This is a genomic window from Steroidobacter flavus, assembly GCF_042651805.1.
GTDB lineage: Bacteria > Pseudomonadota > Gammaproteobacteria > Steroidobacterales > Steroidobacteraceae > Steroidobacter > Steroidobacter flavus.
The window spans coordinates 312,621-328,737 of record NZ_JBHSDU010000015.1; the positions used below are offsets into that span (position 1 = coordinate 312,621).

Annotated in this window: 13 protein-coding genes; 3 read left to right on the forward strand and 10 right to left on the reverse strand. The window is 61.9% G+C overall.

Annotated elements, in window-relative coordinates; translation table 11 throughout:
* From ACFPN2_RS29235 to mhpT, 6 genes are all read right to left on the reverse strand, one after another.
* Nucleotides 1-891, reverse strand: coding sequence for an amidohydrolase family protein (locus tag ACFPN2_RS29235; protein WP_380603293.1), 891 nt, complete (start codon nucleotides 889-891; stop codon nucleotides 1-3).
* Nucleotides 892-900: 9 nt separating this feature from the next.
* A complete protein-coding gene (locus ACFPN2_RS29240) occupies nucleotides 901-1,923 on the reverse strand; it encodes an amidohydrolase family protein (protein ID WP_380606682.1) in 1,023 nt (340 codons plus the stop codon).
* A 2-nt stretch (nucleotides 1,924-1,925) separates the two neighbouring features.
* Complete coding sequence (locus ACFPN2_RS29245) at nucleotides 1,926-2,813, reverse strand: NAD(P)-dependent oxidoreductase (RefSeq protein ID WP_380603295.1); 888 nt, start codon at nucleotides 2,811-2,813, stop codon at nucleotides 1,926-1,928.
* Nucleotides 2,810-3,901 (reverse strand): 4-oxalomesaconate tautomerase, encoded by a 1,092-nt coding sequence (locus ACFPN2_RS29250; protein ID WP_380603297.1) that lies wholly within the window; start codon nucleotides 3,899-3,901, stop codon nucleotides 2,810-2,812. The genes ACFPN2_RS29245 and ACFPN2_RS29250 overlap by 4 nt, the downstream gene beginning before the upstream one ends.
* A gap of 22 nt (nucleotides 3,902-3,923) precedes the next feature.
* Nucleotides 3,924-4,607 carry a 4-carboxy-4-hydroxy-2-oxoadipate aldolase/oxaloacetate decarboxylase gene (locus ACFPN2_RS29255; protein ID WP_380603299.1) on the reverse strand — a complete coding sequence of 228 codons (684 nt, stop codon included), beginning with the start codon at nucleotides 4,605-4,607 and terminating at the stop codon, nucleotides 3,924-3,926.
* Between the two features lie 108 nt (nucleotides 4,608-4,715).
* Complete coding sequence (mhpT, locus tag ACFPN2_RS29260) at nucleotides 4,716-5,921, reverse strand: 3-(3-hydroxy-phenyl)propionate transporter MhpT (protein ID WP_380603301.1); 1,206 nt, start codon at nucleotides 5,919-5,921, stop codon at nucleotides 4,716-4,718.
* Nucleotides 5,922-6,061: 140 nt separating this feature from the next.
* On the opposite strand from mhpT, the gene ACFPN2_RS29265 reads away from it, so the two are divergent.
* Complete coding sequence (locus tag ACFPN2_RS29265) at nucleotides 6,062-7,270, forward strand: LysR family transcriptional regulator (RefSeq protein ID WP_380603303.1); 1,209 nt, start codon at nucleotides 6,062-6,064, stop codon at nucleotides 7,268-7,270.
* 1 nt (nucleotide 7,271) lies between these two features.
* Here ACFPN2_RS29265 and ACFPN2_RS29270 read toward each other — a convergent pair whose 3' ends face one another.
* The 4 genes from ACFPN2_RS29270 to pdxR form a co-directional block, all read right to left on the reverse strand.
* Nucleotides 7,272-10,511, reverse strand: a complete 3,240-nt coding sequence (locus ACFPN2_RS29270; protein ID WP_380603305.1) for a peptidoglycan bridge formation glycyltransferase FemA/FemB family protein — start codon at nucleotides 10,509-10,511, stop codon at nucleotides 7,272-7,274.
* A complete protein-coding gene (locus ACFPN2_RS29275; protein ID WP_380603307.1) occupies nucleotides 10,508-11,824 on the reverse strand; it encodes an HlyD family secretion protein in 1,317 nt (438 codons plus the stop codon). Before ACFPN2_RS29275 ends, ACFPN2_RS29270 begins: the two co-directional genes overlap by 4 nt.
* Nucleotides 11,825-11,836: 12 nt before the next feature.
* On the reverse strand, nucleotides 11,837-12,847 hold the full coding sequence (locus ACFPN2_RS29280) for a hypothetical protein (RefSeq protein ID WP_380603309.1): 1,011 nt from the start codon (nucleotides 12,845-12,847) through the stop codon (nucleotides 11,837-11,839).
* 616 nt (nucleotides 12,848-13,463) lie between these two features.
* Nucleotides 13,464-14,897, reverse strand: a complete 1,434-nt coding sequence (gene pdxR, locus ACFPN2_RS29285; protein WP_380603311.1) for a MocR-like pyridoxine biosynthesis transcription factor PdxR — start codon at nucleotides 14,895-14,897, stop codon at nucleotides 13,464-13,466.
* A gap of 73 nt (nucleotides 14,898-14,970) precedes the next feature.
* Between pdxR and ACFPN2_RS29290 the strand changes: the two genes are divergently transcribed.
* A complete protein-coding gene (locus ACFPN2_RS29290) occupies nucleotides 14,971-15,576 on the forward strand; it encodes a hypothetical protein (RefSeq protein ID WP_380603313.1) in 606 nt (201 codons plus the stop codon).
* Nucleotides 15,577-15,632: 56 nt separating this feature from the next.
* Nucleotides 15,633-16,064, forward strand: coding sequence for a nuclear transport factor 2 family protein (locus ACFPN2_RS29295; protein ID WP_380603315.1), 432 nt, complete (start codon nucleotides 15,633-15,635; stop codon nucleotides 16,062-16,064).
* Nucleotides 16,065-16,117 lie beyond the last annotated feature (53 nt).

Here is a 16,117-nt window from a genome sequence, read left to right on the forward strand (position 1 = left end):
TCAGCGACTCCAGTACAGGGTCATGGGGTTGTCGACCAGCAGCTTACGCTGCAACTCGGCGGTGCGCGCGATACGTGGAATGAAATCGACCAGTTTGCCGTCATCCGGCATGTGCGACTTCATGTTGGGATGCGGCCAGTCCGTGCCCCACAATACGCGATCCGGGAACGTTTCGACGATACGACGCGCGAACGGCACCACGTCGTCATACGCATCCGGCCCGGTCTTCGACAGGCGCTCGGGACAGCTGACCTTGGACCAGAAGTTGGCGTTCTCGCGCATCAAGCGAACAAACAGCTCGAACTCCGGGCCGTCGACCGGCTTCGTAACATCGGGCCGGCCCATGTGATCGACAACCACCGTGGTCGGCAAGGACGTGAAGAAGTCGTACAGCTCGTGCAGCTCCGCCGCCTCGAAGTAAATGACAATGTGCCAGCCGAGCGGTTTGATGCGTTCGGCGATCGAATGCAGCACCTCACGCGGCGTCGTATCGACCAGCCGTTTGACGAAGTTAAATCGCACGCCGCGCACGCCAGCCGCATCGAGGGCCTGCAACTCAGCATCGGTCACGTCCTGCTTCACGGTGGCGACGCCCCGAGCACGGTTGTTGGACGCCTTCAACGCATCGACGAGCGCACGATTGTCCGCGCCATGGCACGTCGCCTGCACGATCACGTTACGCTCGAAGCCGAGATAATCCCGCAGCTCCCACAACTTCTCTTTGGGCGCATCGCACGGCGTGTACTTGCGCTCGGGCGCGTACGGGAACACGTCACCCGGTCCGAACACGTGACAATGCGCATCCACCGCGCCCGGCGGCGCGCGGAAGGTGGGCTTGCTCGGCGACGGGTGGAACACCAGCCAATCGCGGTCCATTTGAAACGCTGCCATAACTGTCTCTTACAATCCGCGCGCTTTCAAAATTGTATCCAGACGCGGGAATACGCGACGGGCATTCCCTTCGAAGATACGGCGCTTGTCGGCATCCGGGATCTTCAGCGCGTCGATGTAGCGCTTGGTGTCGTCGTAGTAGTTGCCTGTTTCCGGATCGATGCCGCGCACCGCACCGACCATCTCGGAGCCGAACAGGATGTTGTCGATATCGATCACCTTCACCAGCAGATCGATGCCCGGCTGGTGATACACGCAGGTGTCGAAGAACACATTCTTCATGACGTGCTCGGAGAGCGCCGGACGCTTCAGCATGTCCGCGAGGCCTCGATAACGACCCCAGTGATACGGTACCGCCCCGCCGCCGTGAGGAATGATGAACCGCAGCGTCGGAAAGTCCTTGAACAGATTGCCTTCGATGAACTGCATGAATGCCGTGGTATCGGCGTTGATGTAGTGCGCGCCGGTGGCGTGAAAGTTCGGGTTGCACGACGCCGACACGTGAATCATCGCCGGCACGTCGAGCTCGACCATTTTCTCGTAGAATGGATACCAATGCTTGTCGGTCAGCGGTGGCGAAGTCCAGTGGCCGCCGGACGGATCGGGATTCAAGTTGCAGCCGATGAAGCCGAAATCCTTCACGCAGCGCTCGAGCTCTTGCACCGAATGCGAGATCGGCACGCCTGGCGACTGCGGTAGCTGGCACACGCCGACGAAGTTTTCCGGATACAGGTCGACGACACGCTTGATCAGATCGTTACAGGCGCGCGTCCACTGCTGCGACACCGCCTCATCACCCACGTGATGCGCCATCGCCGACGCCCGCGGGGAGAAGATCGTGATATCCGCCCCACGCTCTTTCTGCAGCTTGAGCTGATTCTTCTCGATGGTCTCGCGGATCTCATCGTCGCTGATCTTGGCCGGCGTCGGCGTGGGCGCCAGGGGATCCTTCAACTTCGCGAGCTGCTGATCGCGAAACTTTTGATGGGCATCCGGAGCGGTCGTGTAATGACCGTGACAATCGATGATCAGCATCAGGGTTTCTCCGCCTTCGCGCGGGCCAGCACCGCGTCCAGCATCTCATCCAATTCTTCAATCGAGGCCGCGTCACGGAAACTCGCGGCCCAGTCCTGGCGCTCGGCACAAGCCGCGCTCATGTGAGGCTGCAGCCCCGCTTCAGTCACGGTCTGTGCGACTTCGCGCATCTCTTCCGCGCGACGTTTCCCATGAATCAGCGAGCGCGAAATCATGTAGCGCGCCAGCGTCGACCAGTCCGCGCCGGGAAACAAATTACGCAGCGAGTCGATCACGGTCGATTCGACACCATAGTGGCGTGCCGACAGCAACGATTCGGTCAACAGTGCTTCCATGCCTTTGATCATGACGCTGCGGCACATCTTGGCCGCCGACGCGCGGCCGATTTGATCCGAAAACACCTGCGCGCCGCTAAACCCGAGTGCCTGGGCCCGCGGAAGAAACGTCGCCGCGTGCCGGCCGCCGAACAGCATCGGCGAACCGATCCGCTTCGGATTGATCGGAGACATGATGGCCGCTTCGACATACCGCGCGCCGCTGCCATCGATCAAGGCCGCCGCCTGCGTCTTCACGCTGGGAGACACGGAGTTCACGTCCAGGAAATAAGCTTCCGGCTTCATGGCACCGACGACCGAGTGCGCGGCGGCGACATCCTGCGCCGCTGTCACCGCACTCACGACCAGATCTGCTGTAGCCACCGCCTCCACCGCACTGTTCGCGACACGCACCTTCGCTTCAACGGCAGCGCGCGTGCAGGCACTCGCCGGGTTCTTGAACAGCACGTCGAACGCCGTGAGCTGCGTGATGCCTGCGGCCTGGAAATCCGCCGCAAGCGTCTGCCCCACTTCACCGAAGCCGAGCAAACAAATGTGCTCGATGCGACTCATGACCCGCTCCACACGCGACCGGGCACGAACACTTCGCCGCTCATGAGCTTGCGAGCCGTCCGTAACAGCGCCGAGCGACGCACGTCGACCTTGCCGTCGGTCACAGCGACGTCGATGTCGACCGTGAAGAAGCCGGTCGGATGTTCGACTTCCAATCGCTTCGCCGAACCGTCTCCGGAAACCTTCGCGACCTGCGCGGCCACTGAACCGGGCGTCACACAAGCAGTCGCGACACTCACGGCACCCAGCACACCGATGGACTCGTGCACCCGGTGCGGAATGAAGGTGCGGGTGGAAATCGCGCCGCCTTGCTTCGGCGGCGACACCAGACACATCTTCGGTACGGTCTTCTTGGTCACGTCACCCAAGTTCATGCGCGGGCCGACTGCGAGCCGGATCGCTTCGACCCGCTGCTTCAAGGTCGCGTTGCTCTCGAGCTGCTCGGGCGTTTCGTCGCCGGAAAGGCCGAAGTCCTCAGCCCGCAGAATCACGACGGGCATGCCATTGTCGATACACGTCACCGACACGCCATTGATCTCATCGACCGCGGCGCCCGTTGGCAACAACGAACCGCAGCTCGATCCGGCCACATCCAGGAATTCCAACGGAATCGCCGCGGCTGTGCCGGGAACGCCGTCGATGCGCGCATCGCCTTCATACTCCACCGCACCGTTCGGGGTCGGCACATACGCCACCGCGATGCTGGCGGTGTTCAACATATGAATCCGTACCGGCGTGACATCGCCGGCGATGGGCACCAGGCCCTTCTCGATAGCCCACGGACCGACGCCTGCGAGAATGTTCCCGCAGTTCTGGCTATCGCTGACCTCGGCTTTATCGACAACGACCTGCAGAAATAAATAATCGACATCGGCATGCGCAGCGGTGGAACGTCGAATCACTGCGACCTTGCTGGTCAACGGATGCGCGCCGCCCACCCCGTCGATCTGTCGAACATCGGGTGAGCCCATGGCCGCGAGCAGCACTCGATCTCGCTGCTCACGATCGGCGGGAAGGTCCGCCTCGTTGAAATACAGGCCCTTCGAGGTGCCACCGCGCATCAAGGTACAAGGAATGGACTTCAACATGGCGCAAGGCTCCGCGGAGCAGTCACTCCAGGGAATCGACGTACTTCAGGCCTTTCTCCGCGAGGCGCTGACGCATGCCGTAGATATCGAGGCCCAGCTCGCCAGCCTTCAGGCGTGCCCGCACCGCCGCTTCCTTTTTTTCGCGCGCGGTCGATTGTTCTAGTACGGTGGCGGCCTTCTCACGCGGCACGACGCAAACGCCGTCGTCATCCGCAACGATCACATCGCCCGGCTTGATCGCGGCGCCCGCGCACACGATGGGAACGTTGACGCTGCCCAACGTCTCTTTCACCGTGCCTTGCGCGGAGACATAGCGAGACCAGACCGGGAACCCGATCGCTGTCAGATCTTTCACGTCGCGCACGCCGGCTTCGATGATCAGGCCGCGAACGCCGCGAGCCATCAACGAGCACGCCAGCAACTCGCCGAAATAGCCCGTGTCACACGCGGACGTTGGCGAGACGACCAGGATGTCGCCCTCCTGACATTGCTCCACCGCGACGTGAATCATCCAGTTGTCGCCGGGCGGAATGCTGACCGTCACCGCCGAGCCGGCAATACGCGCGCCGGCATAAATCGGACGCATGTATGAAGCCAGCAACCCGGTGCGGCCTTGCGCTTCGTGCACGGTCGCGACGCCGGACTCGGCCAGGCCGTCGATCACCCGACGCTCGGCCCGCTGAATATTTCTGACGACCACTGACATTGCTCAATCCTCCCACGCGCCATGGCAGTGTGACGCGCACCGCCCCGCCCGACCCATTCAATTTCACGTCGGGCTATTAGGCGACGCTATAGATAACTCGGCCGCTCATCACTCTTGCGGACGGCGGCAAAAACTGAGGCCAAACACCGCGGCCCCGGCAAGCGCGGCGACGGGGACCATGTACTGAACGACACCGCTCGCGCTCGTTCCGCCACCTAACAACAGACCGGCCAACAGCGGGCCGATGATCGAGCCGACGCGGCCGATGGCAACGCTCGCACCGGACCCGGTGCCTCGAACGGCCAGCGGGTAATAGGTGGCCGCGACGCCATACAGCGCGTAGTTCGCGCCGAGTAGGAAAAATCCAGCAGCGCCACTCAGCAGCAGCGTCATCGTCAGTCCGCTCGACGAGCTCAGCGCGATGAGTGCAATGATCAGGCCCACGTACGCGAACGTCATGGGCCACCGCGTGTCCACGCGATCCACCAAACGACCGAAGAAAAGCGCGCCGACCACGCTCGCAAAGTTGAAAGCCAGCGAGGCTTGCGGCGCTACCGCTCGATCCAGACCGTTGGCGACGACCAAGGTCGGCAGCCAGTTCAGGATGAGATAAAGGATCAACAGCGTCGGCAGGAACGCGAGCCACAACAACAGCGTCGCGGGGGTGCGTCCTTCCGCAAACAAGGCCGAAACAACATCGGTCCGAGGTGCGCCCGGCGCACTTTTCGTCAACGTCTCGGGCATCAGGAAATAAATGGTCGGCGCGAGGAGCAGCGGCAAGATGCCGCCGATCTCAAACAGGATGCGCCAGTCGAAATCCGGTGGCAGCAACTGAGTGAGCAATGCGGATGTGCCACCGCCCAGCGGCATTCCACAGAACATCACTGCGGCCGTGGAAGCTCGCTTCTCAGGTACGCTCACTTCCGCAGCCAGCGCCATCATGTTCGGCAACGCTGCGCCGAAGCCGAGACCCGCGCAGAAGCGCACGACGAACAACGCTTCGAAGGTGCCCACCAGCGAGGTGAGCAACGTGAAGATACCGAAGGCGAGCACGGCACCGATGAACACGGGCTTGCGCCCGACACGGTCGGCGAATCGGCCGCCGAGGCCCGCGCCGATCACCAGGCCGATGTTGCTGATGGAGAAGATCCAGCCCATCTGTTTAGGATCGAACCCGAACTGCGGCGCAAGCTTGGGCGCCGCGACGCCCATCGCCTGGATGTCGAAGCCTTCCACGACCGCCACCAGGAAGCACAACGCCACCGTGATCGCCACGTTGGACGTCTGAACGAGCGCAGTCCGCTCTTGAACCATGGAATCCCCCGCAGGCCCGCTCTGGAGCCATGTTCCCGCCGATTCTGGGCCAGGGCCGTTGCCGCCGGCCAATTCAAATTGACGCCCCGGTATTAGGGATTGCTATAGCCAACCGGGCCACCGCGTGCCACGATGGCCCCATGACGGTGCCCAATCTACGCCATTTACAGGCTTTCAATGAAGTCATGGCGACCGGCAGCATCAGTGCCGCCTCGCTCAGGATGCATTTGACCCAATCCGCCGTCACGCAGGCGATCGCGGCGATCGAGCGATACTTCGGCGCCGCCCTGTTCACCCGCAGCCCGTATGGCATGCGGCCCACGCCGGCAGGAACGGTCTGTGCCGAGCGCGTCGAGCGGGCGCTGACCCAACTGCGGGATGGCATTCAGGAACTGGGCGGCTCGGACGTGAGTGCCGGCAAGCGGGAGCAATTGTTTCGTCGGATCAGCGGGCCGCAGCTCAGCTCGTTGATCAAGCTGGTGGAGTTTCGGAATTTCACGCACGCCGCAAAAGCGACGGGCGTCTCGCAGCCGACCATGCATCGTGCCGCTCGCACGCTGGAACGAACGTTGGACGCCACGCTGTTCGAGAAGACCAGCTACGGCGTCGTCCCCACTCGCGAAGCAGAAAAACTGTCCCGTCGCGCTCACCTTGCCTTCGTGGAGATCTCTCAGGCCCGCGCCGACATCGACGCATTGGATGGACGCGACTCAGGCCGCACGGTCATCGGCTCGATGCCGCTATCGCGCAGCTTTCTCGTGCCCAACGCGCTCATTCGTTTTACACGCGAATACAGCGAGCACGCCGTCTCCATCATGGAAGGCACCTACGAACATTTGCTCGGCGCGTTGCAATCCGGGCAGGCGGATTTTCTGATCGGCGCGTTGCGAGACATCCGAGTCAGCGGCGGCATCGTGCAGGAACATTTGTTTGACGACCCGCTGTCCATCGTCGTCGGCGCGGGACATCCGCTCGCGAAGAAGCGCAAATTGACGGCCACCGACCTAGCGAGTCATCCCTGGATCGCGCCTCGCGCAACCTCTCCGCTCAAAGCTCACTTCGAAGCGTTGTTCAAAGACATGGGCATCGAGCCGCCGCAGCGTTTTATCGAATGCAATTCTCTCGGCGCCGCGCGGGCATTTTTGATGGGCGGCGATCACATGATGCTGTCGTCGACCAATCAAGTTCACTACGAGTTGCAAGCAGGCATGCTGGTGTGCCTGCCCCACCCGGCCGGCAAAGTCATGCGCAAGATCGGGCTCACGGTGCGCGATGACTGGCGCCCGACGCAGGCGCAGGCGCGGCTGCTCGCGATCGTTCGCGAAACGGCGGATCAGCTGGCGCATTAGGCTATACGAGACACCGATCGTCGCTACTGCGGTTTTGTTTGTCTTCCGTAGTCGAGCCTGGCGGGTTTAGCGTGACGAGATAGCGACCGTATGCGGCGCGGTCGTAAACATGGTCCAGCGTCGGCACCAGGGCGACTTCCACTCCGCCGTATTTCCGTTTGAAGACACTGATATCCCGCCAGGGGTGATCCGGTTGATCTTGCGGGGCAACGCCCCACAAGTCGTACCACTCGCATCCGCGTTCCTTCGCCCGACGCATGATCTCGAAATGCAACAGATACCCAGCCATGACCTGGCGATTCATCACGAGCGATCCGCCGAACAAGTAAGTGGCTCGGCCGCCGAAGTACACCACCAGCGCCGCGGCCAATCGTTTGCCTCGGTGTTCGGCGAAGTAAATCGAGCCTTGCCGGCGATCGGACAGGATCGCCAGCAACGTCCGAAAATAGTCGGGCTCTTTGGCATCGATCTGGTGACGCCCCACGGTCCGTTTATAAACCCTCAGGAAGTCCGCCAGGCCGCGCTCTGAGGTATCTTCGACGACCGTGACACCGTGCCGCTGCGCCACGCGAATGTTGTAGCGCCCCTTTGGCTTCATCTGCGCCAGAATCGCCTCCTCGGACGCGCGCAGATCGATCCACAGCGTGGATCTCGGTTCGGTATAGGGATCCGGGCAGGTGAGCGTCGTAAATCCACGCACGAATTCTGGAACACTCCGCCAGCGCGGCTCGATTCTCAGGTGACTGACGGTCTGTGCCTCGCAACGGCGATGCTTGTCGATACTTTCAAGGATGATCTGAAAGGTCTCTTTGGCCGTCGCCTCATCGCCTGTGAGCACCGGGCCGTCGCAGATGTAGTAGAAACATTCATCAGACGAATACGACAGCTTCATTACCATCGCCCCACCGACGATGACCTCGCCATCCTTGATGACGATGCCGAAGCACTCGTAGCCCACGCTGGCGCGGAAATCCGCGTACCAGGAAGTCTGCATGAAACCGGCGTCATCGCCCGCCGCATGCAGGAACTCGTTCCATGCCTGCCATCGAGGCAATTCGAGCTGGGGCTGTGACACCTCGACCGGCCCAGCTGCTGCCGCAGGCGGCAATCGTGCCTCTCGCCTCTTCTCCACAGACAACGTGCGACCCCGAAGGGGCTCGAGGTGGATGACGCGGTCCATAGAACGAATCGTCTCCGCGCGATGCGCGACGATGATGCGCGTCACCTTCGTGCTGCGGATAGCCGCACTGACCAGTTCCTCATTGTCCGCATCCAGGTGGCTGGTCGCTTCGTCCATCAACAGCATCCCTGGCTGGCGATACATGGCCCGAGCGATCAGCAGCCGCTGCTTCTGTCCGCCGGAGAGCACGGTGCCCATGTCGCCGATGAGCGTGTTGTACCCCATCGGCATCGCGACCACGGTGTCGTGGATGGAGGCGAGCCTGGCGCACTGCTCGATGCGCACGAGGTCGGGGCAAGCAGCAAAGAAACAAATGTTGTCGGCAATGGAGCCGGAAAACAGGCGGTCGTCCTGCATCACCACGCCGATCATCGAGCGCCAGCGCCGCAATCCGATCTGTGTCAGCGGTTGACCGTCCACCAGAATCTCGCCCTGAGTCGGTGACAGCAGGCTGGCGAGAATCTTGAGTAAGGTCGTCTTGCCGCAGCCCGAGGGGCCGACAATTGCAACCGCCTCGCCCGCCTCGACTCGCAGACTCACGCCGTCGAGCACCCACGGCTCATTGTCACCATAGCGAAATCGCACATCGCGCAACTCCACCTGCACGGGTGGTTGTGGCGCCTCGACGGGCAGCGAATACTCGGCGGGCTCCGGACTGCTCAGCGCAATGTCGGCGAGCCGGTCCGCATGCAGCCTCAACATCCATAGATCGACGCCGCGGTCGATGAGATTGCTGATGCGACTGAGGAACTGGTCTTTGTAGGTGATGAACGCCAGCAGCATGCCGATGGACATCTCACTGGCCAGCACGCGCCCCGCGCCGAGCCACACGATCAGGATCGCCAGTGCGCCGATCAACAGCGTATTCGCCAGACGAAAGATCAGGCGTAGATTCTGGGTAATGAGCTGCCGATTCACCGACTCGATCAGCAGATTCAGCCAGTGGACACGACGCCCCTCCTGATCGTTGAACAGTTTGATCGTCTTGATGCCGCGCAGGGTCTCGAGGAAGTGGCTGTCGCGACGCGCCGACCAGACGATCGCCTCCAGCGACGCCTGGCGCAACGGGACATACAGGAACCAGCGCAGCAGCCCATAGGCCAGCGCCCCCATCAGCACGAGCGTCGTGAGCCCGGGCGCGAACAAGAACATGATCCACAGGGTCACGATCGTGAACAGGCCATCGAGCACGGCCTCGACCACGTCGGTCGTGATCGCCTGCAGGATGGAGTCCTGCGAGCCGAAGCGCGACATGACGTCGCCGAGATGACGCGCCTCGAAGTACGACGCCGGCAGACCGAGCAGGTGCGAGAACAGGTTCGAGCGGGCCTGCACCTTCATGGACGCGCCGATCGCAATCAGCATCCAGCCACGCATGGCCGACACAATCACCTTGAGCAGCAACAGCAACCCGAATGCGAGCGCCAGCGTCGTCAGCAGATCGCGATCGGCCGTCACCAGCGCGTGGTCGACAACCCATTGCAGAAACAGCGGGCTCAGGATGGAGAACATCTCGATGGCGAGCGCCAGCAGAAACAGTTGCGCCAACTGGCGCTTGAGCCCGACCATGCGACCGATCAGCGAACGCATGCTCAGGCGCGGAGCTGGGTTCACCGGCGCGAATCCGCCGACAGGCGTCAGTTCCAGAGCGATACCCGTGAAATGCCGCGAGACAACGGCAAAGGGCAGTCGCCGGACCCCTGACGCCGGGTCGTGCACGATCGCGTGATCGCCCGAGACCTGATCGAGCACGACGAAGTGATTCAGATCCCAGTGCAGGATGCAGGGCGTTTTGAGCCGCTCGAGCTCATCGAGCTCCAGCCGCACGGGCCGCGACGCGAACCCGAGACGATTCGCCATGCTGATGAGGTCATTGAGGTTGACCCCCTTCAGAGAAACGGCAAGTCGCCGCCGCAGCTCGGTGAGGTCCGAGGAATAGCCGTAATATCCGGAGACCATCGCCAGACAGGCCAGCCCGCATTCCGCCGCCTCGGTTTGCAGCTGGATCGGCAGCCGGGAGCCCCAAGTCCAACCCAGGTTCAATTTGTCCAGCAGATTCATGGCCGGCCCGTCACGGTGTACAGCGGATCGAGCATCCACTCGTAGAGTCGACGCCGGTCCAGCGCGATGTCGGCGTCCAACTGCATCCCGGGCTGCAGCGGGATGGCTTTGCCATAGGCGGTGACGGTCTGGCTTGCGAGCTGCACTTTGATGCGATAGACCGGCGCTGTATTGGCGGAGCCGATCACGCCCGTGAGCTGCGTCGGCAATTCGCCCGGACTCACCGCGGATTGTGAGATGCTGATCGCAACGCCTTCGTAATGACCGAACTTCTGGTACGGATACGCCTGATAACGTAACAGCACCTTCTGCCCCGGATGCACGAACCCAATCGCGCGGCTCGGACCATACAGGTGCGCCTCGAGTGTCGTGCCGGCCGGTACGATGGATAGCAATGGCGTCGCCGGGGTGGCCTGACCACCGTCGTCGACGAGCATCGTCGTTACCGTGCCGTCTTGAGGCGCAGTCACGACGATCTCGCGACGTGACTCGGCCTGCGCGAGCTCTTGCTCCGCTTCGAAGATGTTCCGCTGAATCGCTGTGATATCCGCACCGATCTTCACGGGCAGATCCTTCAACTCGCCCTCCAGTGTCAACTGCTCGCGTTTCAGCTCTATCCGTTGACGCCGCAGCGCGCCCAGTCGGGTCTCCTGCTCCAGACGATCGCCCTCGAGCGTGTGCAGCTGCTGCTCGGAGATGAAGCCCTCTGCGCGGAGCTTGCGATGCAGGTTCGCATCGCGCACAGACAGCTGCACGCGCGCTTGCATCGTCCCGATGTCGCGCTCGACTTGCTCGACCTCCAGCTTTAGCGCGGACAAGCGATCGGCGTAGGTACGCTGACGCTGAGCCAGCAGGCGCTCATGCTGTCGGCGCTCTTCGAGCAGCGAGTCACGAAGCTCCGAGAGTCGTCGCACGATCTCTGCCTGCGTGGCGCCCAGCCTCGCGCTTTGGAGCTCACCGGAGAGCTTGAGCAGACGCTCGCCCTTATGTACCTGCGCGCCTTCGTGCACGTAGAGGGCGGTCACTATCCCGGGTTGAGGAGCAAACACGCGTACCAGTCCCTGCTGAGGGACCAACCAGCCTTCGACTCGAGCCTTGCTCGTGAACTCACCGAAGAACAGCAAGCCCAGGACGGCGACCAGGATGAGCACCGTCACTACGATGATGGCGCGATCCGAACGTGCCGGCTCCAGCAATACCGTGCCAAGCCACTGAGTTTCCCGCTGGACCAGCGCTTCACTGCGAAAAAGCTGTGGGACCGCCGACGGAGCGGCGTCGAGCTCGGCGGTGTTGGTCGGTTTCAGCGGCAGCATAGGAAACAAAACCTAGTCAGGCGTGAGCGAACTCTCGACCAGATGCCGGATCTCCAGCGTCACCTCGACCAGGTGCATCTGTCGACGCAGCGGTAGAACTTTGCGGAGCCTGGGGTCGAAAAAATCCTTCAACAGAGGCGGTCGCGCGGACTCGAAATAGAACTCGGGCTGCTCGGCCACACGCCCTTTGACCACCGCCTGAATTTCATCGCTGCGCGTTGCCGTTTGAACGATGCATGGCGCGTGCGTCATGCCGAGGCTTCGCAGTGCGCAGGCCCGGTGGTAACCGTTGTGCAAGAGAATCCGGTTGCCTACCCGGATACCGTTGAGAAAATCACAACCGAATCCAACCACGACGCCGACGATTCCCGCGATCGCGCCGAAGCTGTGATAGTCCCGGACCTGCTCGGGCCGCAGCACGGTGCTCTCGTGATAGCGCAGATCGACGGACTCGCAGCGAAAAACATATCGGTGCGAGCCCAGCTCGCAGATCCGGACCGACGCAGGCGCGGATGGCTCGAGCGGCATACAGAAGCGAAATAGCGCCTCTGGCGTTGGCACCGGACCGACACGCCGCATCAATTCAGCGACGAACGTGCGCCTGACATGCCGCTGGAACACGATCAGCTTGTCGAGCTCCACGAGCATGAACGTTGTCGGCAATGTATCGAAGGCGCGTCGGTAGTGGGGATGAGCGGTCACCTCCGAAATCATCGACGCGAAGCTCGCGTCCAGCTCGCGATGGGATCCGGAATTTGCGATCCCCGCTTCGCTGCGCTCGAGCTCCTGGTAGTAGTCGTTGGCCGCTCTCCACTCCTCCATCAACGCAGCACGATCGGTGCGTGCGCCGCCCGCCGCCTGCTCCACGAACTCGATGTATCGCCCCAGCGGCGGCTGCCCGAGCAGCCATAGTTCCTGTTGGCACTCCGAATCGGGGACCGATGTGCTTCGCGGCGAGCTTGCGCGCTGCGCCAGCAAGTCCGCCGCGGACTCGACCTGCGCTTTCACCCCATGCGTGGCCATCGCGACTCCCCCGTTTGCTGTGGACGCGTGCCCGTGTGTGAACACGAGCACGCGTCACTTCCTCTAGCACTTACTGCCTGTGCTTCCCGTTGTTCCTTTGGTTCCCCTCGACCCGTTCGATCCCTTGCTGCCCTTCGATCCTGTGCAGTCTTTCGATCCCTTGCTGCCCTTCGATCCCTTGCTGCCGTAGCTATCACCCGACGAGCACGAGCTGCCCGACCCGCCATAGACATGCTTCAACTCTTCAGGTCTGAGGTTACGCATGAGTTGCCTCCTCTAAGTAATGGAGTGCGATCCGTGGCGTTCCGGAAGCTGGACTGAAACTAAAATGTTTCTTCGAACCCCGGCGGCACCGCGTCGCCACAAGCACCTTCGTTCTCATGCGCATCGAGAGCTCTTGTCACGCGCAAGTCGCCTCGCCTGTGCTTTGAGAACCATCGAAGAACACTGGCTCACACCGATGTGTTCCGTCGTGCTCAGATTTCTTTATGGCGCAAGTCAACATTTGTTGTGTTGTCAACCCATCGATGTCCGATCGGGTCGATGCACTTACGTTGCAAGGGAAAGCCATCATGAACACTGGCGCATCGGGCCATGCGAGGCCACTACGATTGCCTCACAGTACGTGGCGCAAGCGCCGAATCCCCTCGCGAATATCGGCTTCCTTCATACGCGAATAACCCAGCATGAATCCGCTCCTCGAAGGCTTCCCCAGAAAGTATGGAGATATGCCATATATTCCTACTCCGCGCGATGCGGCCGCTTCGAGCACGGCGGTCTCTGCGATACGTCTATCGGACCACAACACAACGTGAGCACCCGCACCGTAACCTGTGACCTGGACCCGGTTGCCGAGATGTCTATCGATCGCCTCCAGCATCGCTTTGCGACGCGCGGCGTTGCGCCGGCGGACACGGCGCAGATGACGTTCGTACATCCCGCTCGAAATGAACTCAGCCAACGTTTCCTGTTCCAGCGTGGCCGTGTGTCGATCGCACAGCCATTTGGCCGACGTGAACACGGCAGTCAACGACTTCGGCACGATCAGATAGCCGATACGCAGGGCCGGGAAGATCGTCCGAGAGAACGTGCCGATGTAGATCACGCGGCCGTCGGTATCCAAGCCTTGCAGGGATTGCAGTGGCTGCTCCTCGTAGCGAAACTCACCGTCGTAGTCATCCTCCACCACCAAAGCATCCGCTCGCCTCGCCCAATCGAGTAATGCAAGGCGACGCGCCAGCGGCAGAATTGCCCCGGTTGGAAACTGGTGCGACGGCGTTACGAACGCGATACGGGCACGCTCCGGAAGACTGGCCGGATTCAATCCATCCGTATCGACCGACACTGGCAGCAAACGCGCGCCGATGCTGCGCAGGACCTCCCTGGCGCCTTGGTAGCATGGATTCTCCATCGCGACTCGATCGCCGCGCTCGACCAATACCCTCGCAATCAGATCCAAGGCTTGCTGTGAACCGCTGACGACGATGACCTGCGAGGGATCGCACAGCACTGCTCGTGAGCGACGCAAGTGAGCGGCCAGTGCCTCGCGAAGTGCTTCGCTTCCGCCCGCTGGTGCGTAATCGAGCTCGCGCACCGGCGCCTTGCGCGCGTGTTTCAGCAACAGGCGCCGCCAGGCTTCGAACGGAAACAGTTCGATATCGCTTCGTCCGTACGCAAAATCATATCGCGGCGAGGTAGCACGCCCGGCGGGAATGTCTATTTGCCGCGCGGCTTCGGCCACCCCTCGACCGAAGCGGGACAGACGCACCTTCGCGCGACTGGCCCGAAGGTTTGGCCGGACAGAGGCCAATCCTGCCGTCACATACGTGCCCGATCCCGATCGGCCGTGCACGAACCGTTCAGCGAGCAGCTGTTCGTACGCGAGCACCACGACGGTACGTGAAACATCCAGATGCTCGGCCAACTCCCTCGTCGATGGCAGACGCTCATCGCCCCTCAGCTCGTCACGCAAGATGGCCTGCCGGAACCCTAGGTAGATCTGCCGCGACAGCGGCTCGCGATCGTTCAGAAGTGGTATTACGAATGACACGCAAAATGGACCTTTGAAAAGGCCACAGTCTACGGCAGGCTCGCGCAACGATCACACCCGGCTGGAGGAACACATGAGTTTGCAAAGGTGTGCTGGCAGACCTCTTCTTCTGGCATGCGGCCTCGCCTTCGTGGGGCTACCAATGCATGGAATGGCCCAGAACAGCTCAGGGACCTCGCCAACCGACGTGCAACCCGTCACGGAAAAACGGGATGGAAGTCACGACTTCGACTTTGCCATCGGCACCTGGAAAACGCAGCTGCAGCGCCTGGTGCGGCCTTTGAGCGGCTCCACGACCTGGGTGGAACTGGAGGGAACGACCATCGTTCGGAAGATCTGGGACGGCCGCGCCAACCTTGCCGAGCTCAAGTTGAATACCGCCGATGGCCCCGTCCATGTTCTCTCGCTACGTCTCTACAACCCTCAAGCCCGCCAGTGGAGTCTCCATGCCGCCAACGCCAGCAGCGGCACGCTGAGCGTTCCCACGGTCGGCGAGTTCAAGGGTGGACGCGGCGAGTTCTACGATCAGGAGGTGTTCGAGGGCAGAACCATTCTGGTTCGAAATGTCTGGTCGGACATCACCGCGGATTCGTGCCGGTTCGAGCAGTCGTTTTCCGATGACGGCGGCAAGACCTGGGAAGTCAACTGGATTGCGGTGGACACACGGGTGAAGCATTGAGCAGGCGATGCCGATTTGATGACGGCATCGACCGGTCGCGACGATCTCTGCTTGCCATGGCCGCGATGGCACCGACGTTAGCTGCAGGCATCACGGCGGAGGCTGCTTCGACCGAGATCACCGACCTGCCCTCCGATCTCGCCAAAGCGATCGAGGAGTACGACCAGGCCACCTTCCGCAACGATATCGCAGCGCTCGGAGCGCTTGTCGCCGACGACTACCTGCTAGTGAACTCCGACTCGACGCTGCAGGACAAGCCATCCTATCTGGCCGATTTCACCGTCCCGGGATTCAAGCTCGATCCGTACGTGATGGAGGACCCCGTGATGAAGATCTGGGGTAATGCCGCACTGACAGCAGGACGTTTGCATCTCACCTGGACACAGAATGGCAAGCGACAGAACCGCCTGGTACGCATCGCGCACGTCTGGGTCAAAAACGACGGCCGTTGGCGACTGACGTACACCCAACTCACGCGCGTGACTTAGTCACGAGGGTCGACCGTCCCGACACAGAATTAATGTCGCCGAGGGCAAGCCTG

Excerpts from the sequence above, each read along its gene's own strand:
- ACFPN2_RS29250 (WP_380603297.1), bottom strand. The coding sequence starts at position 3,901 with ATGTTGAAGTCCATTCCTTGTACCTTGATGCGCGGTGGCACCTCGAAG.
- ACFPN2_RS29280 (WP_380603309.1), bottom strand. The coding sequence starts at position 12,847 with ATGGCCACGCATGGGGTGAAAGCGCAGGTCGAGTCCGCGGCGGACTTG.
- ACFPN2_RS29255 (WP_380603299.1), bottom strand. The coding sequence starts at position 4,607 with ATGTCAGTGGTCGTCAGAAATATTCAGCGGGCCGAGCGTCGGGTGATC.
- ACFPN2_RS29290 (WP_380603313.1), top strand. The coding sequence starts at position 14,971 with ATGAGTTTGCAAAGGTGTGCTGGCAGACCTCTTCTTCTGGCATGCGGC.
- mhpT (WP_380603301.1), bottom strand. The coding sequence starts at position 5,921 with ATGGTTCAAGAGCGGACTGCGCTCGTTCAGACGTCCAACGTGGCGATC.
- ACFPN2_RS29295 (WP_380603315.1), top strand. The coding sequence starts at position 15,633 with ATGGCCGCGATGGCACCGACGTTAGCTGCAGGCATCACGGCGGAGGCT.
- ACFPN2_RS29245 (WP_380603295.1), bottom strand. The coding sequence starts at position 2,813 with ATGAGTCGCATCGAGCACATTTGTTTGCTCGGCTTCGGTGAAGTGGGG.
- ACFPN2_RS29235 (WP_380603293.1), bottom strand. The coding sequence starts at position 891 with ATGGCAGCGTTTCAAATGGACCGCGATTGGCTGGTGTTCCACCCGTCG.
- ACFPN2_RS29275 (WP_380603307.1), bottom strand. The coding sequence starts at position 11,824 with ATGCTGCCGCTGAAACCGACCAACACCGCCGAGCTCGACGCCGCTCCG.
- ACFPN2_RS29265 (WP_380603303.1), top strand. The coding sequence starts at position 6,062 with ATGACGGTGCCCAATCTACGCCATTTACAGGCTTTCAATGAAGTCATG.
- ACFPN2_RS29270 (WP_380603305.1), bottom strand. The coding sequence starts at position 10,511 with ATGAATCTGCTGGACAAATTGAACCTGGGTTGGACTTGGGGCTCCCGG.